Origin of the sequence: Pseudarthrobacter sp. J1763 (assembly GCF_050490295.1) — a bacterium.
In the GTDB taxonomy this organism is placed as follows: domain Bacteria; phylum Actinomycetota; class Actinomycetes; order Actinomycetales; family Micrococcaceae; genus JBNPEO01.
This window is the reverse complement of sequence record NZ_JBNPEN010000004.1, coordinates 206,524-228,919: the sequence shown is the minus strand read 5'-3', so window position 1 is coordinate 228,919 and position 22,396 is coordinate 206,524. Positions and strand designations below refer to the sequence as shown.

Genomic DNA, 22,396 nt, shown 5'->3' with positions numbered 1-22,396 from the left:
ACGAAAGGGCCGCCGTGCTCTCTGCTTCTGACCTCCAAGTGAAAGGCCGCCGCACCGATTTGTTGCGTGCCACCACACTTGACGTCCAACGCGGCCAACTTCTCCTGGCCTATGGCAACAACCAAGAGGAACGTACGGCGCTTGCCCTCACACTCAGCGGACGGATGAAACCCAGCAACGGGACCGCCCAATGGGATGGTCACCCCAAAATCAAAGCCCTCCGGCTCGCAAGCGCATTGGTTGACTCCCCCACCATCAACGAACCCGAACAGCACCTGAGCGTTCGGGACCTCGTCACCGAAGACCTTGCGCTCATCCCCCGCCGCTACCGTGGCGCGCTGCTGAGCAAACCATGGCTCAAAATCAATCGCTTCGAGGACATTGAAAGCTTGTGGGTTGAACAATTGGCCCCGGCCCGGCGCCTCGAACTACTCACAGCCCTTGCGTTGGCCAACCCGGCAACTGACTTGCTGATTGTTGATTCCCCGGATCGGCACAGCGCCCACCCCGCGGATTGGCTCCCTCGCTTGGAGCAATTGGCGTACGACGCCGGACGGCCACTAGCGATTGTTGCGACAGTTTCTGCCGTTCCCAGCACGTGGGACGGCCCCTCGGTGGAGATCGGAAACGCAGCAGAGACTGAGCCGAACCTTGAACCGGAGGCCGAGGCTCCATCAGAGCACCCGGCTGAAAGTGCTGCCAGCGACGAAGCACCGACTGACGCGCCCGCTGGGGCTCAGGCTACTGCCGCCACCGAGCCGCCGCATCACGGGAAACACGCCGATGAATCAACCAGAACACAAGCGTTAGAGGAACTGTAGTGACTGTTTTACGACTAGCAGGCTCCGAGCTCAAGCGCATGACCGGTGGGATCCTGCCCAAACTCACCATCATCGCCCTAACCCTGGTGCCGCTGCTCTACGGCGCCGTGTACCTCTACGCGAACTGGGATCCTTACGGCAATCTTGATGGCATCCAAGCAGCCCTTGTTGTTGAAGATGAAGGCGCTACCAGCACCCCTAGCAATGGTGAGAAAGCCACCACCCTTCACGCCGGGCAGAAGGTAGCGGACAGCCTCATAGAGGGCCATGTCTTCGACTGGAAGAAGGTCAGCTCTGCCGAGGAGGCAGACCAAGGCGTCCGTTCCGGCGAGTACGCATTCGCCTTGAAAATCCCAAAGGACTTCTCAAAAAACCTGCTCTCCCCCTCGAGCTTTGATTCCGCCAACCAGGCCATGTTGAACGTCACCACCAATGACGCCAACAACTATTTGCTGAGCACTATTGTGAGCAAGTTGACCACGGCTGTCCACGAATCGGTAGCCAAGGAGGTTGGTGAGGAGACAGCCAACCAGCTCCTCACCGGTTACGGCACTATTCACACCCAGATTGTTAAGGCGGCGGACGGTGCTGGCACATTGGCCGACGGCGTTGGCACACTTGCCGATGGCACTGTGACATTACATTCGGGAACCACCCAACTGCGCAACGGTGCCCAGCAACTTGTTGATGGACAGGTCCAATTGCGCGACGGTGCCAATCAGCTCTCCGCTGGCGCAAACTCGTTGAATAGCGGGCTCACAGAACTCAAAAACAAGACCGCAACCTTACCGGCAGACACAGCTGCACTAGCCAATGGCGCTGCCCAGGTTGCTGCCGGTAACGCCACACTGAACACCAAGGTTCAAAACGTCGTCAGCCAGTTGCAAACCGTGGATGCGGGGGTGCGTCAGCGTGTTGTGGATTCAACCGCACGGCTGGTCACTGCAAAGGTCATCGACCAGACTCAGGCGGACAAAATCATTGCTGATTTTGATTCCACCGCGGCTTCGAGCCCGGTTGCGGACATCAAAAACACCATCAGTACTGATGCCGCTAGTATTCAAAAGCTCGCCGATGGTTCCGCCGCGGTATCCGCTGGTGCCGGCCAACTCGCTGCAGCAACACCGGCGCTGACGGACGGAATTTCGCGAGCCGCTGATGGTTCATCCCAGCTCGCTAGTGGTGCCTCCACCCTGGCTACGGGCCAACAAACAGCGCTCAACGGTGCCGTGAGTTTGCGCGATGGTGCTGTGAAGCTCGACGACGGGGCGGCCAGCCTGCAGAACGGCGCCAAACAGGCCAGCGACGGTGCGCACACCTTAGCCACCGAACTCAAAAAGGGCGCTGGCGAGATCCCCAACCCGAATGACAAGCAGAAGTCCTCCCTGTCCAAGGTGATCTCTGATCCGGTGGCAGTCAATGATGTCTCCCAGGCTAAGGCCACCTCCTACGGTGCAGGCTTGGCGCCGTTCTTCTTGACGCTTTCCTTGTGGATCGGCGCTTTTATGCTGGTTCAAGCCATGCGGCCTATGACCACCCGCGCATTGGCCTCGAATGCACCTAGTTGGAAAATCGCCATGGGTGGCTGGTTGCCGTTCTTTGTGGTTTCCGCAGTTCAAACAGCAATCTTGTGGGCCGTAGTGACCTTTGGGCTCAAGCTTGAATCCGCCAACCCCTGGCTCACCATACTGTTCTTGTTGTTTGCCGCGATGGCCTTTACCGCCATCATTCAAGGAATCTGCGCCCTCTTGGGCACACCCGGAAAATTTGTGGTCCTGATACTTTTGGTTCTGCAATTGGTGTCCTCCGGAGGAACATTCCCTTGGCAAACCACACCCCAACCGTTCCACGTGATCCATGAAATTCTGCCCATGGGCTACGTAGTCACCGGGATGAGGCACCTGATCTACGGTGGTGACCTTTCCATGATTGGGCCCACCATCCTTGGTTTGCTGGGCTACTTCCTCTTGGGCCTCACCTTCTCCATCTTGGCGGTACGCAAACACAAGTTCTGGACACTCAAAACCTTCAAACCGGAGATCGCAGTATGAGTCAGCTTGCAGCTAATTCAGCCGCCACCGCGGAGACCAAGCGCTTACGCCCGGCACGCACCAACGCTACGCGCCAGAAGCTTTTTGACGCAGCGATGCACCTCATTGGGGAACGAGGTGCTTCTGGCGTCACGGTAGATGAGATCGCTGCAGCAGCTGGGGTTTCCAAGGGAACCGTGTATTACAACTTCGGCAGCAAGTCAGACCTGGTGGCCCAGTTGGTCCGCCACGGTGTAGATCTGATGCTCGAACAATTGGCCGAGGCCAAGGCCGCCGAAGATCCGATTGAATCCACCCGGAACATGATTGATCAAGCGATTCAATTTTTGTCCGAATATCCATCCTTTGCCCGGCTCTGGGTGAGCGAAAATTGGAAGATCCCCAGCGAGTGGCACGAGGTATTCACCGAGCTGCGCGGAAAACTCCTGGCAGTTATTGGAGAAGCGCTGGACGGAATTGCCCTGAAGTACCCGGTAAACCCGAAGATTGCCCGCGGAAGCCTAGAAACGGCTATTTTTGGTGCGTCTTTTGTGGTGGGTCTTGATGTGCAGACGTACCACCCGGAGCGGACCCGCGCTCAGAGCGTGGATGCCATTATGACCTTTGTCCACGGGTACGTTCTGCCCTGATTCCTACGGGATAATGGAAGGCATGCGCCACCTGAGTACCAGCGTCAAGATTGTTATTGGCGCAGCTGTAGGCATGGTGGTTCTGCTGATCCAGTTGGCCATCACGCTGGACACTATTGCGTTTTACGCCCTGCTAGCCGTGACGTTTTTGGGTTATCTTGCGGGCCTCTACGCGTTGATTGAACGACGCCGCTACCGGCTCCTTGCGCTCGCTGGTGTGGGAACCATATTGTTCATCGCCTTCGGCATAGCGTTTTTGCGCGCTTGGGGCATTGCCTTTACTGATGCAGCCAGCGCTGGCAGCTCGTTGCGCCGGCGTAACTCTGACGCATACTTTTATCTTTCAGCGGCATCCTTGCTGGGCACACTGGGGATGCTATTCGTGAGCTCCCTGTGGCCGGTCAGGCGCGCCAAGGCAGTCCGGCGTAGCAAGCCCACGCAACGGAAACGGCCACCCACAACTAGCAAGCGTTCCGTGGCTCCGCCGCGCAGTACTAGAGCGAGGCCGGTTACGCCCGCGGTACGGCGAAGTGCGTCAGCTTCGCATCCGCCCCGTCCAGCTCGGCCCAAGACTTCTCCAGCTCCAAAACGGCCAAGCCGGTAGTGGGATAGCCCGAGGCAAGATCCATATAAGCGTCCTGATCTGACTCACGTGAGGCCAAATGTAGAACCAGCTCTTGGACACCGGGCATGTGAGAGATCACCATCAGCGTGGTTACGGTATCAGGCACATGGTTGATCACTGTGAGCATTCTGGTGGCACTGGCCGAATACAAACCGTTTTCCAGTTTGGGCGTCGGCGCCTTGTCGCCCAGCTCATTGCACACCCAAGTACACGTCTGTCTGGTTCGTAGCGCCGAGGAACACAAAATAAAGTCCGGGATCACGCCGTGCTCAACCAACCATCGCCCTGCCATGGGCGCATCACGGTGTCCACGTTCTTCAAGCGGACGGTTATGATCATCAACGCCAGTAGGCCAGTCGGCCTTGGCATGGCGCAAAATCACAAGGCGCTTGATGTGATGCTGATTCATGCCCCAAGCCTAGCTTTTGATGCCCACTAGTTCGACGGCGGTGGGCGCCGACGGGACTAGATGGAGTATTCGGGGGCAGCCCAGACGATGACCTCGGGGTGCTCATAGAAGCGGTAGCCCTGGCCGCGTACGGTGCGAACCGTGTTGGCAAGACGTCCCAGCTTGGAGCGGAGGCGGCGAATGTGAACGTCGATGGTGCGCTCGTTCGGGACGTCCTGAGCGTTGCGCCACAGACCATCGAGCAATTCTTCGCGGCCCACGGTGCGAGTACCGTTTTCAACCAAGTAGTTGAGCAACTCGAATTCTTTGAAGGTCAGATTCAGTGACTCGCCGTCGAGGGCAACCTCGCGGCGAGCAAGGTCAATCAGTACACCGGAAGGGCGCGGTTCCTGTCCTTGCGGGACACGTGCCTGCTCTGCACGCTGTCGAGCTACAACTGCGGGGTCACCGAAGGTGGAGCGAACCACGTCCAGGGCGGAACCCTGGGCTGACGCCGGGGCAATAGCCACTGCTGCGTAGCTTTCGGCTCCCGCAACCAGCTGCTGAGCGTAGGCACGAATTTCCTGAGCAAGCTTGGCGATTGAGGTACCAGCAGCTGCAGCAGTTTCTTCGTCAACGCCCATGTAGAGGACAAATCCGCGTGCCACGCTGTCATTGGGAACGGAGCGGAGTCCGCCAGCGTTAGCGCCTGCGGTTTGAGCGCCGCCTTGGCTGATCACTGGGGTGGGCGCGGTGATCGGCGCAGCGTCGTTACCCACGGAGCGCAGCAGTGCGAAGTTGTTCTGGTGGTAGCTGGCGGGAACGTAACCCGGAGCGTTGTTGTATTGCGAATTGTTGTACTGCGCGTTGTAGCCACCCTGGCCCTGTTGAGCGGGTGCTGAGCCAGTTCCGAACTGAGCACGCTGGCCGGAATTCACGGCGCGGTTAGCGTTACGAACGGAGATGTGGACGTATCGGGATGCAACTGACATGGGAGTCTTTACCTCAATGTGAATAGCCGTCATCGCGGCTTCGAATACTCAAAATTTCCCGCAATGAATGATGGGGAGCGCCCGACGCTGGGCAGGTGGACGATTACCTATGACTTATGGGTGGAGAGTCAGGCGCACATTCGACAACGGCGAATCTCGTGACCAACGGGTGTGTTGGGACGGATAACTGCGGCTGCAGATGCTGTTGAGTACTTGTTCACAATGGAAGTGTCCTACGTAACAATGAAAACTTGCAAGTAACAAAGCCCTAAAAAGTCCGCATTATGAGACAAAGCTGTCCATTGTGTTGAGGATCACAATTCGGCAGATTGCTGAGAATAACAGTTGTTTTTGCCACGGTGGCGCTTGGATACGCACTCATCCGAAGATAATTCGGCCATCTCTGATTTATGACGGAAAATATTCTAGATTTCATCGTATGACGCGATGTGTCCTCCGACGCCCACTCCGTGGACGCCGGGAAGACAGGCGGGCAAGAAAAAAGTCTTGGGCGGCGGCGTTGTGCCGTCGCCCAAGACTGGGTAGTGGAAACCACTCTCTACTACTCGGCCTAGGCCCAGTAGTAGGTTCACCGCTTCCCGTCCGTGTCAGAAGAGCCAAAGAAAGCGGTTAACAATTCACATTAATTGGTGTTCGTCGTAGCTGTTGTCAATTGAATTGATTCTGCTGCGTAAGAGTCGCCGTTCTTGAGAGCGGAAATCCTTACCGTGGCTCCCTTAACAACGTCGGCGATGGTCGGCGTCGTAGTTTGGGTACTGGTTTGCCGCCGGCCAAAGCCGCCGCTGGAAACTGTCACCCCAGTGCCGATGGAATAGCTGCGCGTAAAGCCGTCGGCGCTTTTGACGGTGACAGACGTACTGCTGACCTCAGTGACCGTCCCGGTTTGTTCGCCAACCGTGACGTATTTCTGGTTCCGCAACACAACGTACTCGCCGTGGACGGAATTGAGAGCGGCAATATTTCCCGGACCGGCCATACCGCCGTCCATCCCACCCATCCCGCCACCAATCTGGCCGTCTTGCGCACCGGGGCCCATCTGGCCGTCCTGCGCTTGACCGTCAAGGCCTTGGCCACCGGCGATTCCATTAGCACCAGTGCCGTTGTTGGCGGCAGAGTTATTTCCAGCCACAGCCACAGCCGCTGCAGCACCGCCAGCAATAACCACTGCAGCACCGGCAGCGATGACGGTCTTTTTCACCGTCCATTGCGACGCCGGTTTGGCACCTTGCGCGGGTGCTCCCCACGCGGCGGGCTCAGCGTACTGATGGTTCTGGTACGGAGCGCCTGAATGCTGCTGCTGCGCATACTGGCCGGTCTGCTCCGTGGCCTGCGGGTACTGCTGCTGAGCATTCTGGAACTGGTCAGCTGAATACTGCGGCTCCTGGACCTGCGGCTGCTGGGTTGGCTGGGTTGGCGCGAATCCGCCCGAAGCCGGATCATAGGCCGGCTGAGGGACCGCACGTGTTGGTGGGACTTGGTTAATCTGGGGGTTCTGCGTGGTCTGATCTTCGCCGTTGCGGTTATTTTCTGTGCTCACTGCGATTCCTTCGCCATGGGTGGGTAGCTTCTCCACCAGCATCCAAAGAAACCCTGTGTTGAGGCTGTGCACCGAGACAGCCGTGCCTGTGCATCCAGCTAGGTAGGCTAAGACGCACAGGCAGCTCACAGCTTCGGCTCAGCGGCGAACTACACACAGAGTGGAGAGTTATTCCATGGCCACACCGCACTCCATGACAAATAATCTTCCCGCCCTCAGCCACCCAGACGGATCCCCCATCCGAGCACTCGTAGTGGATGACGAACCGAGCCTTTCCGAGCTGATGAGCATGGGCCTCCGAATGGCTGGCTGGTCAGTCGCCGTTGCCGCTGACGGCCCTACAGCTGTAAAAACTGCCCGCGAGTTCCGCCCGGACGTTCTGGTTTTGGATGTGATGATTCCAGGGTTCGACGGCGTTGAGGTCCTTAACCGGGTCCGGCAATTTGCGCCTGAGGTACCTGCCCTGTTTCTGACAGCTAAGGATGCTGTGGAGGACAGGATTGTGGGCCTTGCGGCCGGCGGTGACGACTACGTCACCAAACCGTTCAGCATGGAAGAAGTCCTGTTGCGTCTGCACCGTTTGGTTCAGCGTTCTGGCATTGCTGCTCAGGACTCAGCCGAGCTGGTGGTTGGAGACCTTGTCTTGAATGTGGACACTCGTGAATGCACCCGTGCTGGGGAAGAAATCAGCCTCACGGCAACCCAGTTTGAGCTGCTGCGTTACTTGATGGAAAACCCCAAGCGTGTGGTTTCCAAGTCGCAGATTTTGGACCGGGTATGGGACTACGATTTCGGCGGTCAGGCGAACATTGTGGAACTGTACATCTCCTACTTGCGCAAAAAGATTGAATCGGGTCACCCTCCCATGATTCACACCATTCGCGGCGCTGGTTACACCATCAAGCCGGCCGAATAGTCGGGGGCTCAACGTGTCTTCTCTTGCAGGCGCCACTCGGCGGCTAGGGCGCAGCTGGCTGAGACCCAGCACCTGGCAGCTCCGTACCCGGCTGGTGCTGGTGGCCATGGCTCTTTTGGTGGCCATTTGCGGCATCGTGGGCTTGGTCAGTTATGCCTCGATGGACTTGTTCCTGAACCGGCAACTCGATGAGCAGCTCAAGTCTTCGTCCCAGCGCGCGGCAGACTTCGGCCGGCCGCCGTCGGGCTCCGACTCGGGACGGCCAGACCCGCTCGAAGCGCGTGGCCAAGGCGCCGGAACGCTCAACGCGCGCATTCTTGGCGGCACCGTGAGCAGTGCTGGAATTCTGGCCGACGACGGCACCCGACAATCGCTTTCCGACGCCGACAATCAGGTCCTGGTGGGGCTTGAGCCGAGTGCCGGGCCGGTTAGCCGCAAGCTCTCAACGGGAAACTACCGGCTGGTTGCCGTCCAAACCCCCATTGGTGATGTGATCATCACGGGATTGCCGTTGACCGAGAAGGAAGGCACTCTCGGGTCCCTAGTGTGGACCACTGTCTTTGTCTCTTTGGGTGGGTTGATTCTTATTGGCCTCGCCGGGACAGTAGTCATTCGGCACACTATGAAGCCCTTGGAGGAGCTGTCCAATGTGGCCACCAAAGTCTCCCAGCTTCCCTTGGACGCCGGTGAAGTGGGCTTGGCTGTGCGGGTTCCGGCTAAGGCGGCCCAAGCTGGCACCGAGGTGGGAAATGTTGGTTTCGCGCTGAACAAGATGCTGGATAACGTCTCCAACGCTCTGGAAGCCCGGCAAAAAAGTGAAACGAAAGTTCGGCAATTTGTGGCAGATGCCTCGCATGAACTGCGTACTCCGTTGACGGCCATTCGCGGTTATACGGAGCTTATGAAGATGACTGAGACTTTCAGTGAGCAGGGTGAACAGTCACTCAAACGGGTGGAGAGCCAATCCAAACGAATGACGGCTTTGGTGGAGGATCTGCTTCTTTTGGCCCGTCTGGATGAAGGCCGGCCGCTGAACATCACCAACGTGGACGTGACCCAACTGGTGGTTGAAACGCTCAGCGACGAGAAAGTGATGGCTCCAGACCATCACTGGAAACTCCAGCTCCCGGATGAGCCGGTTACGGTGCGCGCAGATTCGGCCCGTCTTCACCAGGTTTTGGTGAACCTTTTGGCCAACGCTCGCAAACACACACCCGCCGGGACCACAGTGGTGGCTGGCGTTGGGCACTCTGCAGACGGCAGCGTAGTGATTACAGTGACCGACGACGGACCAGGGATCAGCCCGGAGTTCCAGGACAGGATCTTTGCCCGCTTTGCCCGCGCAGACGCGTCTCGGTCAGTTAATCAGGACACCGCATCAACCACCGGCGCTGTTCGCGAAGGAAGTTCTGGGCTTGGTCTATCTATTGTTGAGGCGATTATGCAGGCCCACGGCGGCTCGGTAGAGGTGACGTCCCGGCCCGGCCGTACCGAGTTCGCGCTACGTTTGCCGGCCCCCGCCGTCGTTATTTAGCGCTTTGGTGGCGGCTCCCGCGGAGACCTACCACCGAGGTGTGGTGCCGCGGCATGGTTTTATCAACCAATGTGGCCGCCGTTACCTAAATGTGACTTAACTTCTGAGCTCCTGTACCGTAAATAGGGTGCGCCCGCCGTTGTAGGCGCGCTCCGTGCTAGTCGCCAAGCTCTGCCGCTACCCGGATTCCGTTCCATGAGGCAGAGGCGGGGGACCCAAGTTTTGGTCCTGCTGCTCACACCAGCAACCTCGGGGTGAAGCGCACGGCAGAATTCGTTCACTGCCATGCGCCGGGTGTCTCTCATCCGAATCCGACAGCTAACTCCGCAGGCGCTACGAGAGGCAAACCACTGATGTCTGAAAACTTTTCCAGCCGCCGTGAGGCGCGCGAATCGGCCACTGGCCGCTCCCGCAGAGCTCACAAACATGAGTCATCACTGAAGCAGAGCGCCAAGTTCCTGCCGAAACTGATCGGTTACCGCACAGCTGTAGTCAGCACCGCCTTTGTGGTACTCCTTAGCGCATCGGCCGTAAGCCAAGCAGCCGTTGAACCCACCACTGCCTCCGCCTTGCCCGGTAGCGGCACAGCGAGCGCAGCGGCCGGTGCCGTGCTGAGCTTTGAAGGCTCGCCCGTCAAGGGATCCTCTGAAGGCTCCCAGCCAGCCGCTTCTGCAAGCTCAGCATCCAACTTGTCCGCCATGTCTAGCAGCGAGACTGCTAGCGATTCAGCAAGTGCTGACAAGGCCGCCGCCGCGAAGGTTGCAGCAGCGAAGGTTGCCGCCCAAAAGGCAGCAGCAGCCAAAGCCGCAGCGGTAAAGGCAGCGGCCGCGAAGGCGGCAGCAGCCAAAGCGGCGGCGGCTAAAGCTGCCGCAGCAGTTCCGGTCAACGACCCCGCCGGCGCCCAGGCCTACGCCGCCTCACAACTTTCAAGCCACGGCTGGGAGCAAAGCGAGATGCAGTGCCTAACCACTTTGTGGAACAAGGAATCTGATTGGACCACTACGGCCACCAACGCAGACTCTGGCGCGTACGGCATTGCGCAGTCACTCCCGGCAGAGAAGATGAGCACCGCCGGTTCGGACTGGCAGACCAACTACAAAACCCAGATCAACTGGGGTTTGCAGTACATCTCCGAACGGTACGGATCCCCCTGCTCGGCACTGACGTGACACCTCGGCCACAACTGGTACTAAACACTAATCCTCACTCGTGAGAAAAGGTCTCGGCATCACGCCGGGACCTTTTCTTTGCGCTCCTTCATAGTGCACAGCATCTACACAGCTTTGACCTAAAGCCAGCACAACACCGCCCTTCAGTGTTGAAACATGACGATCACTGACCAGGCAAAAGTTGATGCATCCGCGGCCGCATCACCCGGGTATCGCGGGATCCTGCCCCTACGGCGAAGCGCCGTTGACACGCGAGTCGCAGTCCCGATCCTGGATGTGGCCATTCCGGTTTACAACGAGGAAAAGGACCTTGAAGAGTGCATCCGGCGCCTCTACGCATACCTGAGCGATAGTTTTCCCCACTCGTTCCGAATCACCGTGGCGGACAACGCCAGCACGGATTCCACCCTCAAAGTGGCAGAACGGTTGTCCCGGGAAATTCCGGAAGTAGCAGCAGTTCATTTGGCCGAAAAAGGGCGGGGTAACGCGCTGCGAAAGGTGTGGCTGGCCTCGCCGTCGCCCGTTCTTGCGTACATGGATGTGGACCTCTCCACCGATCTTGCCGCACTGGGCCCACTCTTGGCTCCGCTCATTTCGGGGCACTCGGATATGGCCATTGGTAGCCGACTTTCCCGCAGCTCTGTGGTGGTGCGCGGCCCCAAACGTGAGTTCATCTCACGCAGCTACAACTTCTTGCTCCACTCGCTGATGGGCGCCAAATTTTCTGATGCGCAGTGTGGGTTCAAAGCTATTCGCGCGGATGTTGGTGAACGGCTCCTCCCCCACACCGTGGACACCGGCTGGTTCTTTGACACTGAGCTACTGGTCTTGGCAGAACGCACCGGTTTGCGCGTCCATGAGGTCCCGGTGGACTGGACCGATGATCCGGATTCGAGTGTGGACATTGTTCAAACCGCACTTGCCGATCTGCGCGGTATGTTCCGGCTCAGCCGCGACCTTGTCTCCGGCCGCATCCCGGTCCCCGAGTTGCGCGCAGCCCTAGCCCGCGGCCCCATACCCGCAGCGTCCCGCACGTCCGAACAAACTCCTCAAGCTTCATTGTTTGGTCAGTTGATTCGTTTTGGCACGATCGGCATTGCCTCCACCATCGCGTACTTGGTGATCTTCGCGCTGTGCCGGAACATCATGGACCCGCAACTGGCAAACTTTATTGCCCTGCTGAGTACAGCGATTGCCAACACCGCAGCGAACCGTCGCTTCACCTTCGGCATTTTGGGCCGGGCCGGTGCAGCTCGGCATCACGTTGAAGGCTTGTTGGTTTTTGGAATCGGTTGGCTACTCACGGCCGGCGCCCTGCTGGCCCTACATTCAGGCGCCGAGGCCCCTGCCCGCTGGGTAGAACTGCTGATTGTCACAGGAGCGAACCTTGCCGCAACAGTGGTCAAATTCCTCCTCTTCCGGCTCTGGGTTTTCCGCCAGCGCCGCCATTCCACTACCGGTGCACCACGTTCCGGAAATTCCGCTTCCTCTTCAACTGAAACGGCTGAGTAAATGACTGCCACCATCTCCCCCAAGACCCCCGCCGAGCAACGCGCTCTGGACAAAACCCAACGCCAAAACCAGCTCGTTTACGGCGGCCAAGATCGGTGGATCCGGCCCAGCGCGGCGCTCCTGCTGCTTGCCACATCAGTGTTGTACCTGTGGAATTTGGGTGCCACCGGCTACGGCAACTCTTTTTACGCGGCGGCCATCCAGTCCGGAACCAAAAACTGGACGGCACTGCTCTTCGGTTCCTTGGACCCGGGCAATGCGATCACGGTGGACAAACCGCCTGCATCGTTGTGGATCCCGGCACTTTCTGGACGGATCTTCGGCTTTAACTCGTGGAGCATGTTGGTTCCCGAAGCGCTCATGGGGGTTGCCGCCGTCGGATTTTTGTATCTAACAGTTAAGCGTGTCTCCGGTCCCGCTGCGGGGCTGATTGCCGGCGGCGCCCTGGCGCTTACCCCTGTGGCTGCGCTGATGTTTCGGTTCAACAACCCGGATGCCATGCTCACTTTGTGCCTGGTTCTGGCAGCTTATTTCACCACGCGTGCCATCGAGAAGGCTGGCTGGAAATGGCTGGTAGCTGCTGGCGCGATCATTGGTTTGGCGTTCCTGACCAAGATGCTCCAAGGGTTCCTGATTGTGCCGGGGCTGGCGCTCGCCTACCTCTGGGCTGCGCCCACAACCTTGGGCAAACGAATCTTGCACTTGCTGGGTGCGGCGGCCGGAATTGTTGCAGTGGCGGGCAGCTATTTGCTCCTCTTTACACTCACACCCACCTCGATCCGCCCGTACATGGCAGGTTCTAGCAGCAACAGCTTCCTGGAACTGACCTTCGGTTACAACGGTCTAGGCCGAATTACCGGCAACGAAGGCGGCGGCTCGGGTGGAATGTCCGGTGGGATGCCCGGCGGCGGAATGGGTGGCGGTAACTCAAGCTTTGGTGGAGCCACCGGAATCCTGCGAATGTTTGGCAACAGTTTTGGGACAGAGGTTTCGTGGCTTTTGCCTGCAGCGTTGCTGCTCTTGGTGGCGGGGCTGTGGTTTACCCGCAAGGCTATCCGCACCTCCCGCACCCGCGCAGCACTCTTGATGTGGGGCGGCTGGCTGGTTGTCACTGCCGGGATTTTCAGCTTTATGTCCGGCATTGTGCACCCGTATTATGCGGTGGCTCTTGCCCCGGCGATCGCCGCCGTGGTGGGTATCGGCGCAACCGAGCTGTGGCGTGGGCGGGCCTACTGGCCGGCGCGAATTGTGCTGGCCGTTGCGGTGGCTGGCACCTCGGTTTGGGGCGCAATTCTCCTTATGTCCGACGCCGCGTGGTTGCCTTGGTTGCGCATTGTCACAGTAGTGCTTGGGGTGCTGGCCGCGTTGGCGCTGCTTTTCCGGGTGGATGAAATCCAGCTGAAGAAAGGCGGGGCGGGTCAGGCTGCCGGGCGTAACCTGGGTGGGCGCAGCCTGAGCGGGCGCAGCCTCAGTGGGGCTGTGATCGCTTTGTGTTTGCTGGCCGGTGGGCTGAGCACTGGTGCGTGGACTCTTGCTACGGCAGCTACACCGCATTCTGGTTCTATCCCCGTCTCTGGCCCGGCCTCAACAACTAGTGTCCGTGGTCTGGGTGGCGGCGCCATGCAGGGTGGAATGGGCGGTGAAGGTGCAGCAGATGCTGAAGTGACTGCATTGTTGAAGTCCACCAACACCAAGTGGTCAGCGATTGTGTCGGGAGCCACGCAGGCTGCCTCTCTGGAGCTGGCATCAGACACCAGCGTGATTGCGCTCGGCGGCTGGAACGGTAGCGATCCGTACCCCACACTGGCGCAGTTCCAGCAGATGGTGGAGGACGGCCAGATTGGCTACTTCATCTCCGGTGGAATGGGCGGCGGTCCAGGTGGCGGTGCCGGCGGCGGCGCAGGTGGAGGCATGGGCGGAAGCTCAGAGGTTGCCTCGTGGGTTGCCGCTAACTTCACGGCGCAAACCGTAGGAAACTCCACCGTCTACAAACTCATCAAGTAGCCGGTGCCAGAGCAAAAAACCCGGGCTAGCGAACACACATTGAGGGGTGTTCGCCGGTCCGGGTTTTTTGTGGGTACAGCGTTTTTGTTCAGCGTGCGTGTAGCGCGCGTGGGGCGGAAGTGCTTAGCCTGCCACGCCGTAGAGGCGGTCGCCGGCGTCGCCCAAGCCCGGCACAATGTAGGACTTTTCGTTGAGCTTCTCATCGATGGACGCGAGCACTACTGTGACGTTGGCGTCATGGAGTTCTTCTTCGAGTTTGGCGAGCCCCTCGGGTGCGGCCAAGAGGCAAATGCAGGTCACGTCAGAGGCGCCGCGGCGGAAGAGGAATTTGATGGCCTCACGCAGGGTGCCGCCGGTGGCGAGCATGGGGTCCAGAACAAAGATTTGGCGGCCGGTCAGGTCCTCGGGGAGGCGCTCGGCGTAGGTGATGATGTCCAGGGTTTCTTCGTCCCGGGCCATACCCAAAAAGCCAACCTCGGCGGTGGGGACCAGTTTGGTCATGCCCTCGAGCATGCCCAAACCTGCGCGCAGGATGGGGACCACCAAGGGGGTGGGCTTGGTGAAGGCGGTGCCGATGGTGGTGGCTACCGGGGTTTCAATCGTGACGGGCTCGGTTTTCACCTCGCGGGTGGCCTCGTAAGCCAGCAGGGTTACAAGTTCCTCAGTCAGCAATCGGAATACCGGCGATGAGGTGTTTTTGTCCCTGAGAACGGTGAGTTTGTGGGCAACGAGGGGGTGATCGACGACGATTGTGCGCATGGGTCAAAGTTATCACCCGGCGCCACTTACTCTGCTGGGGCGGGGCTCACACTGTTATTGATGTTGTTGTGCCGGTGGCGGACGGCGTGGAAAAGTTGATGGGCCAGAATCACTAGGGCCAGCCACGCGAGGCCCAGAGCCCACGCGGCCATCACGTCGGTGAGCCAGTGGTGGCCTAGGAAGACGCGGCTGAGTCCCATAAAGATCACAAAAGCGCCGCCCGCCAAAATCACCAGGACCTTGAGCCAGTTACGTCTAATCTCAAGGCACAGCAAATACACCACGACGCCGATTATCACCGTTGCGTTGAGTGTGTGGCCACTGGGGAAGGACGGCGAGGTTTCGTAGGGCGGGACGGCGTCAGCGGTGGCGGGGCGAACCCGGCCAATGAGTTTTTTGCCCACCACCGTGGCCAGTAGGGATCCTGCCCCTGCTGCGACGATCAGAATTACTGGCCGCCAGTTGTGTGTTTTCCAGGTCAGCAGTGCAGCAACAAGGACCGCCAGAATGGGCATTCCGTAGACGCCACCCACGTTGGTGAACGCTGTGACGGCCGAGTCTAGGCCTGGGGTGCGCAGCGTTTTGGCGTAGGCAAGGGCCGGGTGATCCAGGGAGGCAACGCCGTCGGATTCAACAACGTCTTCGTAGACTTCGGCACCGGCAAGGGCCAAGCCCAATACAATCCCCATTCCGATGATGAGCGTCAGCCACATGGCTGAATACGGTCCCATCGAGCTGGCAATCCATTTGGCGATCTTCTGCGCCTGCGCCTTCACGTGATGTTCTCCTTGGAATCTTGGTGCGTGAATGTGGGCTGTACTTTCCGGACCGAACCTATCATTGAGGCATGTCCCAATCGAGCTCCGTGCCGCACAATAGCAGCCACCATACATGGATGGGTTTGGCTTTGGATGAGGCCCGGCGGGCTCTGGATACTGCCGATGTGCCGATTGGTGCAGTGGTGATTGGGCCCGATGGTGCGGTGCTGGGGAGGGGCCGGAATGAGCGCGAAGCCGGTGGCGACCCCACGGCGCATGCCGAGGTTTTGGCCATCCGGGAAGCGGCGCGGACGCTGGCTGCTTCTGGCCCGTCAGACGGTTGGCGGCTGGAGGACTGCACGCTGGTGGTGACGCTGGAACCCTGTGCAATGTGCGCTGGGGCGGTTGTTTTGGCGCGGATTCCTCGGGTGGTTTTTGGCGCGTGGGATGAGAAGGCTGGGGCTGCTGGTTCGGTGTTTGATGTGTTGCGCGAACGCAGGCTCAATCATTGGGTTGAGGTTTATCCGGGTGTGCGTGAGGCAGAGTCCGTTGCCCTCTTGCAGGACTTTTTTAGCTCGCGGCGTTGAGCGCGTCGATTCGCTTCTGGCGGGATTTGGCCGAATCGAGGCTGAAGGATCTGAAGTCGCCCAGCTCGTCCCGGATCCAGGCTTCTACCTCTTTGATGCGGTCTTTGATGGCCGCGGTTTCTTTGACGAAGAGCCAGTAGGCAATTTGTTCCTGCCCCGGATCGTATTGCCACAGGCCAATGATTCGGCCACGGTCAAGGATGGGGTGGTCTGGGAGATCGGCTTGGAGCGCGAGTGTGCCGTCCAGAACTTTTTTGTCCTTGTCAGCGGGGTCCAAATAGTCTGCAGCGTTTCGTCGCAGCAGAAACAGTGAATCAGTGCCGGCCAAGAGCTGGATCTGTTCGGTTTTTGCTGACGTAAAAGCGCCAAGCCGTACGACGTCGTCGGGCAGCATCCAGAGTTGTTCACCTGCCGCGGTGGTTACCCCTTCGGCTCCTGCGGCGGCGAGGGCCTTCTTGGTTTGGGCCACGGTGAAGCCGGTGAACCATTGGGATTGTTTGGCCGTGGCGCCGCCAGTCCAGCCGAGGTAACGCTGCATCAGAAGGTTCCGAACGCCGTCGTCCGTTAGTTCTGTCTTGGTTTCTTCCGTGCTGTTTTCTGCTGTGCTGTTCTCGTTTGGGGTGAGCTGCCAGGCGGTGTAGGCGTAGCGCTGCTGATCGAGACGGCCGTTGATGGGAACGCGACGGATGCGACCGTCGGCTTGGAGGAGTCCCAGTGCGGTGGGGAGTGTGGTGGAGGCGCCTTTTTTGCGCCCCTCCTCCCCTAGACTGCGGACAGATTCGCCCAAGAGTTCGCGGAGTTGTTTGGGGTCTAGGGGCTGTTGTTCTTCGTTGAGGGTATGGAGGACTTGTTCTTCCAGGAGGGTGATTTCGCCGCGTTCCACGCCGAGCCGCTCGAGGACTTTCATGGACGCGAGGGCGGCGTCGGCACCAAGTCTCAGGGCCCAGCGGAAGTCGGATTTGCCGAGGACGTAGGTGCAGCCGCGGGCGGTGGGAAGCTCGTGAATGTCAAGGTTTAGGACTGCCTGGTCCGTTTGTTCGCGGGTAATTCCGGCCCTGGCGAAGAGCGTGAGGTAGGGGTTTGCGCCGCCAACCGAACGCGCCCAGCCGGCGGTGGCGAGGACCTGCTCTGGGGAGGCTCCTGCCAGCGAGCCGTCCAGGCCCTGTTTGTGCCAGAACCAAGCGCGTAGAAATTCTGGGGTGAGGGTGGCCGGATCTGGTGGTGCCGGGTTCAGGTCCGTGGTGGCGTTGGCGCTGGTGCTGCTCATGGGTCCATTGTGCGCGTATCTGGGGCGGATCTGTAGTGCCTTGGTTGAGGCTCTGGTGGTGGTCTCTGGGGCGGCAGGCGGGTGTGTCTGGGACGGCAGGCGGCGGCGCAGTTTGGGGAAGTTCCACAGCTCCGGTAATGTGTTCATGTTTGGTGACGTGTCCGAGCGGCCGAAGGTGCAACACTCGAAATGTTGTTTGGTGTCAAAGCCAACGTGGGTTCAAATCCCACCGTCACCGCCAAATGCAAAACCCCTGTTTCCCTTTGTTTACAAGGGAAACAGGGGTTTTGTTTTATCTAAAATGAGACCGTCTCTTCGCCCGCCGCTACTAACGCAAAACGACTGTCAGACTTACCGCTTGGACTTGCGGTATCCAGCCTGAACAGCGGCACGCTCTGTGGAGAAGCAAACCACCGGGGTAGTGCGGCTATAAAAAGCCTGACCCGGCATGTGATAAATCTTGGTCTGGTTCCCCTTGATGGGCACCCATGACGGGCAGTTCAACTTGCTCACCGGACGGGCCGACGTCGGGCGTGGAACCACACGGACGTAACTCTGCCCGCTCGCGCTCGCTTTCACAGCGCCGGTGGCAACAATACGAACCGACCAGCGGCCACTCAATCGCTGCGCCTAGCTTTGAACCGTGACCGTCGCAACCGGGTACACGGTTGCCGGTCCCGCAGAGAACGACGCAACACGAGTAGTCGTGGCAGCAGCTGCCTCAGCCCGTCAACGGTGCCCCAGCTCCAATGTCAGAGCCCGCTGCTACCGTCCTTGCCATGTACAAGCAGGACGGCCAACGCTTCAACGAGATGATGGAAAAGCTCAACAGGCCAGCACCAATAATCGCCCCTCCCCGGGACATTCCGCAGCGCTTCGACGAGCTGGAACCTGACATCGACTTTTGGCCGGCTGAACCTATTTGTACGTGCCTGTGTCACTTGTAGTGTGTCACTTGTAGTGGGTCACGTGTAGTGGGTCACCTGCAAGCGGCCCCGAGGTGAGCCCCACCTGATCAGCCACTCTTCGAACACATATAGGCACAATCACCTTCTTCTGGCACGGTTAGGTGACAGTCTGCGCACAACAGTCCCACAGCGAAGGAGGTAGCGCCCGTGACGTTCTTTACGCTGGCACTCATCTCCGCCGTCGCACTTTTGGGCCCGCTACTGACGCTACCCAAACGTTGGAACATTCCGGTGGTCCTCGGCCAGCTACTGGCCGGACTGGTGATTGGCCGCAGCGGACTGGCCTGGGTGGATTCCGCAGAGCCCACCTTCACATGGCTCGCGGACATCGGCTTTGCGCTCATGATGTTCGTCGCAGGCAGCCACCTCCCCCTCAGAAACCTAGACATCCGGGGCGTCCTCAAAAAGGGCGCCATCCAAGCGATCGTTGCCGCAGTGGGCGCCGGTGCACTCGGCGTCCTCATTGCCGCCGTGTTCGGCACCGGGCACGCTCCCCTATACATCGTCCTATTGGCGTCATCCTCGGCCGCGTTAGTCCTGCCGATCATCTACTCGATGAAACTCCAAGGCCCCAACATTCTGGCCCTCACAGCCCAAGTAGCTGTGGCTGACATTGCCTGCATTGTGGCCCTGCCGCTAGCCATCGACCCGGACAATGCTGTCCGCGCCGCTGCCGGCGCCCTAGTAGTGGCAGCATGCTCGGCGCTCCTGTTTGTTCTCCTGCGCCACTGGGAACAGCGCGGCACCCGACTTCTGGTGCACCGCCTCTCCGAACGCCACGGCTTGGCCCTGGAACTGCGGATCCAGTTGATGCTCCTCTTCGCCCTTGCCGGAATCGCCGCTTACGGGCACGTGTCAGTTTTGTTGGCCGGATTCTCCTTTGGCTTGGTGGTGGCCGCCGTTGGCGAACCACGCCGCCTAGCCCACCAACTATTTGCCCTCTCCGACGGCTTTTTAGGCCCACTATTTTTTGTATGGCTCGGCGCTTCCCTCAACCTCCGCGAACTGTGGGATCACCCCACCATGATCGCCCTAGGACTAGCCTTAGGCGCCGGCGCGGTACTGGTCCACTGCCTCAACTTTCTGCTGCACCAAGGCATCCCGCTGGGCGTTCTGGCCGCCACCCAGCTAGGTGTCCCCGTGGCCGCGGCAACCGTGGGCAATCAGCTGGGAGTCCTGCAGCCTGGCGAACCAGCCGCCCTAGTTCTGGGCGCACTCGTGACCATCGCCGCTGCGGCAATCGCCGGCTCGCGGCTCGCCTCAAAGCAGCGCAAAAGTTCTGCCACGAACCCTGCCACCTAGCGTCCACACCACATCCCGGATGCCGATAGAATCGGTTCTGAGTTTCAGCCGGCGAGGAAAGGTGTTACGCGTGCACAAGCGCCCACCCTTCCACGCGCTCCGGACCGCCACCCTAGCCGTGGCCTCAGTGTCCCTCTCCGCCGGCGCACACGTTTATTCCGGCGGCACACTGCCCCCGCTAGTCATCGTTATTGCGCTGATCGCACTGACCGGGCTCGCCTCCACGCTACTGACGCGCATCAAACTCAACATCGTCACCACAACAGCCGCACTGAGCGCCGGCCAGTTGGCGCTTCACGAAGCGTTCAGCGCGTTCCAAGGGACCGGAAGCGCCATCGCCACAACGGTCCAAACCGGGCATCACTCGATTCCTGCGCTAGCTGCGGTCAGTGATCACACCGCCCATTCGCTGGTTGAACACGCTCAAGAATTGAGCTCCGCACCCGGAGCCACCATGTTGATGGCCCACGCCATCGCAACCATCTGCACCGGGCTCCTCCTCGCCAAGGGCGAATCCGCTTTGTGGGCACTCGCGGCGTGGTTGCGCCCCTTGGTGACCTTGCCACTTGCGGTAGGGCCCGACGTCGTACGCGCACCGCTGCCACGCACGGAACCGCGCGCATCCGCACAACTTCCCTGGCGAAACCTTCGGCGCAATAGGCACCGCGGGCCGCCTCTCGGCGCGCTACTCCCGCTGTACTAACCCGCCACTGCAAGAACCCGATTCTGTACGAACCCGTTTCAAGGGCCCGGTGGCGGTCAACCACTTTTGCGCAACTACTGCGCGCCCGAAAGGCATCCCTGATGAAACACACCACATTCCGCCGCGCCATGAACACCGGCGCAGCCGTCACCGCCAGCACCGCCGTCCTGTTGCTGGCTGGCGTCACCGCCGCATCCGCGCACGTTGGAGTCACCCCGGATAAAACCGAAGCAAACTCCTACGCCCTGCTGACCTTCGCCGTCCCGCACGGTTGCGAAAGCTCGCCCACAACCAAAGTCACCATCACGCTGCCTGAACAGATCGACCAAGTAACCCCCACGGTGAACCCCAACTGGACAGTGGCCAAGGTGACCGAAAAGCTGGCCCAGCCCAAAAAACTGGCAACCGGCAACAGCATCACCGAACGCACCAGCAAGGTTGTTTACACGGCAAAAACACCCCTCCCGGACGGTTACCGTGACACCCTAGTCCTCTCCTTGAAGGTCCCCGACGCCGCCGGAACCACCCTGATTTTCCCCACTCTCCAGAACTGCGAGAAGGGCCAAACGGACTGGTCACAGGTAGCCAAGGAAGGCCAGGATCCGGAAACGCTGGACGCACCGGCACCGTCCTTTGAAATCACTGCTGCGAGCGCCACCAGTTCAGAGCACGGCACCGGCCACGGCACCGACCAGGACTCAACGGCTACCGCGGCTACCAGCTCTGCTTCAACGGACGACGGCGGTGCCTCCGGCCGCAGCTGGGCTGGCTTGCTTGCCGGGCTGGCAGGGCTTGTGATGGGTGGGGCGGCACTGTTCAAGTCCGTCCGGAGCCGCCGCGCTGCGGGTGCCACTTCAGCGAAGTAGACATCATTTCTTCGCGAGGTCGGTGCTGACCGCCGAGATCCCCGTCTTTTTACGGGGTAATCGGAGCCAAGCACCGACCTCGGCGAAGATTCGGACCTGACCAAGCACCGACCTCGGCGAAGATTCGGACCTGACGTGGTGCCGCCGTCGAACATTAACGGCGGCACCACGTCACAATCCGGGCGTCAATAAGCTGCGGTGGCCCGTAATTCGTTGACTAGGACAACGGGGAAAGTAGATTGGTGACCATGAGCATGCTGAAGGCCCGATTCCTGATCCCCGCCACCTCGCTGGCCATTGCCGCACTAGCAATGGCAGGGTGCGCCCCGGCGGCCCCAGCACCTTCATCAACATCGAGTAATTCGAGCCAATCATCCTCGCCCGCACCCTCAACGGACAGCGCTTCGGCAAGCGCGTCGGCGTCGGCCACCCAGACGGCCAGCAGCAGCGCCAGCCCCAGCTCTACCACCAAGCCTTCCGCTACCACCCCAGCGGCAGCTCAAGCCGGAACTCCACCGCGCTGTGTCTCCGCCAACCTCGCCGCGAGCACAGACGGAACCGGTGGCGGCGCAGCCGGAAGCAATTACATCAAGCTCATTCTCACCAACAAGGGCACCAGCAACTGCCTCCTGAAGGGGTACTCGGGTGTTTCCCTCACCGCGGGCCCCACGGGCGAACCGATCGGCAAACCCGCGGACCGGACAGCCGAAACCCCCGTTGACGTGATCCTCAAGCCAGGCCAGTCCGGCCACGCAGTGCTGCAATACAACCAACCCGGGAAGTACCAAGGCTGCCAACAAGTTCAGGCCGCTGGCATCCGGATCTACCCTCCAGAGGACACCGGCTCCGTGTTTATTGCTCGTCCCATGGCTGCCTGCGCCAACACCCAGATTGCTTTGCTGACCTTGGGGATTTACCAAGCTGGCTAAAGTGTCGGCGCGGTAAGGCATGATGTAAAAATGCGCGCAGGGCAATCAAACAACGGCC

The 22,396-nt window shown here is 59.9% G+C and carries 20 protein-coding genes, 1 tRNA gene and 1 riboswitch; of the genes, 14 read left to right on the top strand and 7 right to left on the bottom strand.

Annotated elements, in window-relative coordinates; all coding sequences use genetic code 11:
- Window positions 1-14 precede the first annotated feature (14 nt).
- The 3 genes from ACQQCD_RS06005 to ACQQCD_RS05995 are packed head-to-tail and all read left to right on the top strand — an operon-like array spanning window position 15 to window position 3,501.
- Window positions 15-821, top strand: coding sequence for an ABC transporter ATP-binding protein (locus ACQQCD_RS06005; RefSeq protein WP_430267499.1), 807 nt, complete (start codon window positions 15-17; stop codon window positions 819-821).
- Window positions 821-2,872, top strand: a complete 2,052-nt coding sequence (locus ACQQCD_RS06000; protein WP_430267498.1) for a YhgE/Pip family protein — start codon at window positions 821-823, stop codon at window positions 2,870-2,872. The genes ACQQCD_RS06005 and ACQQCD_RS06000 overlap by 1 nt, the downstream gene beginning before the upstream one ends.
- On the top strand, window positions 2,869-3,501 hold the full coding sequence (locus ACQQCD_RS05995; protein WP_430267497.1) for a TetR/AcrR family transcriptional regulator: 633 nt from the start codon (window positions 2,869-2,871) through the stop codon (window positions 3,499-3,501). Before ACQQCD_RS06000 ends, ACQQCD_RS05995 begins: the two co-directional genes overlap by 4 nt.
- A 509-nt stretch (window positions 3,502-4,010) precedes the next feature.
- Here the strand turns inward: ACQQCD_RS05995 and ACQQCD_RS05990 are convergent.
- The 3 genes from ACQQCD_RS05990 to ACQQCD_RS05980 form a co-directional block, all read right to left on the bottom strand.
- Complete coding sequence (locus ACQQCD_RS05990; protein ID WP_430267496.1) at window positions 4,011-4,535, bottom strand: SixA phosphatase family protein; 525 nt, start codon at window positions 4,533-4,535, stop codon at window positions 4,011-4,013.
- 56 nt (window positions 4,536-4,591) lie between these two features.
- The gene (locus ACQQCD_RS05985) at window positions 4,592-5,506 is read right to left on the bottom strand and encodes a winged helix-turn-helix domain-containing protein (RefSeq protein ID WP_430267495.1); all 915 of its coding nucleotides are present in this window, start codon (window positions 5,504-5,506) and stop codon (window positions 4,592-4,594) included.
- Window positions 5,507-6,149: 643 nt separating this feature from the next.
- Window positions 6,150-7,064, bottom strand: a complete 915-nt coding sequence (locus ACQQCD_RS05980; RefSeq protein ID WP_430267494.1) for a hypothetical protein — start codon at window positions 7,062-7,064, stop codon at window positions 6,150-6,152.
- Between the two features lie 175 nt (window positions 7,065-7,239).
- Here ACQQCD_RS05980 and ACQQCD_RS05975 point away from each other — a divergent pair, with 175 nt between their 5' ends.
- From ACQQCD_RS05975 to ACQQCD_RS05955, 5 genes are all read left to right on the top strand, one after another.
- Window positions 7,240-7,980 (top strand): response regulator transcription factor, encoded by a 741-nt coding sequence (locus ACQQCD_RS05975; RefSeq protein ID WP_430267493.1) that lies wholly within the window; start codon window positions 7,240-7,242, stop codon window positions 7,978-7,980.
- 13 nt (window positions 7,981-7,993) lie between these two features.
- On the top strand, window positions 7,994-9,514 hold the full coding sequence (locus ACQQCD_RS05970) for a sensor histidine kinase (RefSeq protein ID WP_430267492.1): 1,521 nt from the start codon (window positions 7,994-7,996) through the stop codon (window positions 9,512-9,514).
- 171 nt (window positions 9,515-9,685) lie between these two features.
- Window positions 9,686-9,861, top strand: a riboswitch (cyclic di-AMP (ydaO/yuaA leader).
- Window positions 9,862-9,867: 6 nt separating this feature from the next.
- Window positions 9,868-10,683, top strand: a complete 816-nt coding sequence (locus ACQQCD_RS05965) for a hypothetical protein (protein WP_430267491.1) — start codon at window positions 9,868-9,870, stop codon at window positions 10,681-10,683.
- Between the two features lie 156 nt (window positions 10,684-10,839).
- Entirely contained in the window at window positions 10,840-12,195 is a 1,356-nt protein-coding gene (locus tag ACQQCD_RS05960) for a glycosyltransferase (protein WP_430267490.1), read from the top strand.
- Window positions 12,196-14,199, top strand: coding sequence for a glycosyltransferase family 39 protein (locus ACQQCD_RS05955; RefSeq protein ID WP_430267489.1), 2,004 nt, complete (start codon window positions 12,196-12,198; stop codon window positions 14,197-14,199).
- A 123-nt stretch (window positions 14,200-14,322) separates the two neighbouring features.
- Here ACQQCD_RS05955 and upp read toward each other — a convergent pair whose 3' ends face one another.
- Both upp and ACQQCD_RS05945 read right to left on the bottom strand, forming a co-directional pair.
- Complete coding sequence (upp, locus tag ACQQCD_RS05950; RefSeq protein ID WP_430267488.1) at window positions 14,323-14,958, bottom strand: uracil phosphoribosyltransferase; 636 nt, start codon at window positions 14,956-14,958, stop codon at window positions 14,323-14,325.
- Between the two features lie 26 nt (window positions 14,959-14,984).
- Window positions 14,985-15,734 carry a phosphatase PAP2 family protein gene (locus ACQQCD_RS05945; RefSeq protein WP_430267487.1) on the bottom strand — a complete coding sequence of 250 codons (750 nt, stop codon included), beginning with the start codon at window positions 15,732-15,734 and terminating at the stop codon, window positions 14,985-14,987.
- Between the two features lie 71 nt (window positions 15,735-15,805).
- On the opposite strand from ACQQCD_RS05945, the gene ACQQCD_RS05940 reads away from it, so the two are divergent.
- The gene (locus tag ACQQCD_RS05940; RefSeq protein WP_430267486.1) at window positions 15,806-16,303 is read left to right on the top strand and encodes a nucleoside deaminase; all 498 of its coding nucleotides are present in this window, start codon (window positions 15,806-15,808) and stop codon (window positions 16,301-16,303) included.
- Here the strand turns inward: ACQQCD_RS05940 and ACQQCD_RS05935 are convergent.
- Window positions 16,287-17,570 (bottom strand): DNA glycosylase AlkZ-like family protein, encoded by a 1,284-nt coding sequence (locus tag ACQQCD_RS05935; RefSeq protein WP_430267485.1) that lies wholly within the window; start codon window positions 17,568-17,570, stop codon window positions 16,287-16,289. The genes ACQQCD_RS05940 and ACQQCD_RS05935 overlap by 17 nt on opposite strands.
- A 151-nt stretch (window positions 17,571-17,721) precedes the next feature.
- Between ACQQCD_RS05935 and ACQQCD_RS05930 the strand changes: the two genes are divergently transcribed.
- Window positions 17,722-17,811, top strand: a tRNA-Ser gene (locus ACQQCD_RS05930).
- Window positions 17,812-17,921: 110 nt separating this feature from the next.
- On the opposite strand, the gene ACQQCD_RS05925 is transcribed toward ACQQCD_RS05930, so the two are convergent.
- A complete protein-coding gene (locus tag ACQQCD_RS05925) occupies window positions 17,922-18,191 on the bottom strand; it encodes a hypothetical protein (RefSeq protein WP_430267484.1) in 270 nt (89 codons plus the stop codon).
- 494 nt (window positions 18,192-18,685) lie between these two features.
- Here ACQQCD_RS05925 and ACQQCD_RS05920 point away from each other — a divergent pair, with 494 nt between their 5' ends.
- From ACQQCD_RS05920 to ACQQCD_RS05905, 4 genes are all read left to right on the top strand, one after another.
- Entirely contained in the window at window positions 18,686-19,840 is a 1,155-nt protein-coding gene (locus ACQQCD_RS05920; RefSeq protein ID WP_430267483.1) for a cation:proton antiporter, read from the top strand.
- 70 nt (window positions 19,841-19,910) lie between these two features.
- Window positions 19,911-20,543, top strand: a complete 633-nt coding sequence (locus ACQQCD_RS05915; protein WP_430267482.1) for a hypothetical protein — start codon at window positions 19,911-19,913, stop codon at window positions 20,541-20,543.
- Between the two features lie 101 nt (window positions 20,544-20,644).
- Window positions 20,645-21,409, top strand: a complete 765-nt coding sequence (locus ACQQCD_RS05910; RefSeq protein WP_430267481.1) for a YcnI family protein — start codon at window positions 20,645-20,647, stop codon at window positions 21,407-21,409.
- A 248-nt stretch (window positions 21,410-21,657) separates the two neighbouring features.
- Window positions 21,658-22,338 (top strand): DUF4232 domain-containing protein, encoded by a 681-nt coding sequence (locus ACQQCD_RS05905; protein WP_430267480.1) that lies wholly within the window; start codon window positions 21,658-21,660, stop codon window positions 22,336-22,338.
- The last annotated feature ends 58 nt before the right edge of the window (window positions 22,339-22,396 follow it).

What these genes read in the sequence shown, in the direction of transcription:
- ACQQCD_RS05975 (WP_430267493.1), top strand. Translation starts at nt 7,240, where the DNA reads ATGGCCACACCGCACTCCATGACAAATAATCTTCCCGCCCTCAGCCAC.
- ACQQCD_RS05935 (WP_430267485.1), bottom strand. Translation starts at nt 17,570, where the DNA reads ATGAGCAGCACCAGCGCCAACGCCACCACGGACCTGAACCCGGCACCA.
- ACQQCD_RS05955 (WP_430267489.1), top strand. Translation starts at nt 12,196, where the DNA reads ATGACTGCCACCATCTCCCCCAAGACCCCCGCCGAGCAACGCGCTCTG.
- ACQQCD_RS05965 (WP_430267491.1), top strand. Translation starts at nt 9,868, where the DNA reads ATGTCTGAAAACTTTTCCAGCCGCCGTGAGGCGCGCGAATCGGCCACT.
- ACQQCD_RS05910 (WP_430267481.1), top strand. Translation starts at nt 20,645, where the DNA reads ATGAAACACACCACATTCCGCCGCGCCATGAACACCGGCGCAGCCGTC.
- ACQQCD_RS05985 (WP_430267495.1), bottom strand. Translation starts at nt 5,506, where the DNA reads ATGTCAGTTGCATCCCGATACGTCCACATCTCCGTTCGTAACGCTAAC.
- ACQQCD_RS05960 (WP_430267490.1), top strand. Translation starts at nt 10,840, where the DNA reads ATGACGATCACTGACCAGGCAAAAGTTGATGCATCCGCGGCCGCATCA.
- ACQQCD_RS05995 (WP_430267497.1), top strand. Translation starts at nt 2,869, where the DNA reads ATGAGTCAGCTTGCAGCTAATTCAGCCGCCACCGCGGAGACCAAGCGC.
- ACQQCD_RS05905 (WP_430267480.1), top strand. Translation starts at nt 21,658, where the DNA reads ATGAGCATGCTGAAGGCCCGATTCCTGATCCCCGCCACCTCGCTGGCC.
- upp (WP_430267488.1), bottom strand. Translation starts at nt 14,958, where the DNA reads ATGCGCACAATCGTCGTCGATCACCCCCTCGTTGCCCACAAACTCACC.
- ACQQCD_RS05940 (WP_430267486.1), top strand. Translation starts at nt 15,806, where the DNA reads ATGTCCCAATCGAGCTCCGTGCCGCACAATAGCAGCCACCATACATGG.
- ACQQCD_RS05990 (WP_430267496.1), bottom strand. Translation starts at nt 4,535, where the DNA reads ATGAATCAGCATCACATCAAGCGCCTTGTGATTTTGCGCCATGCCAAG.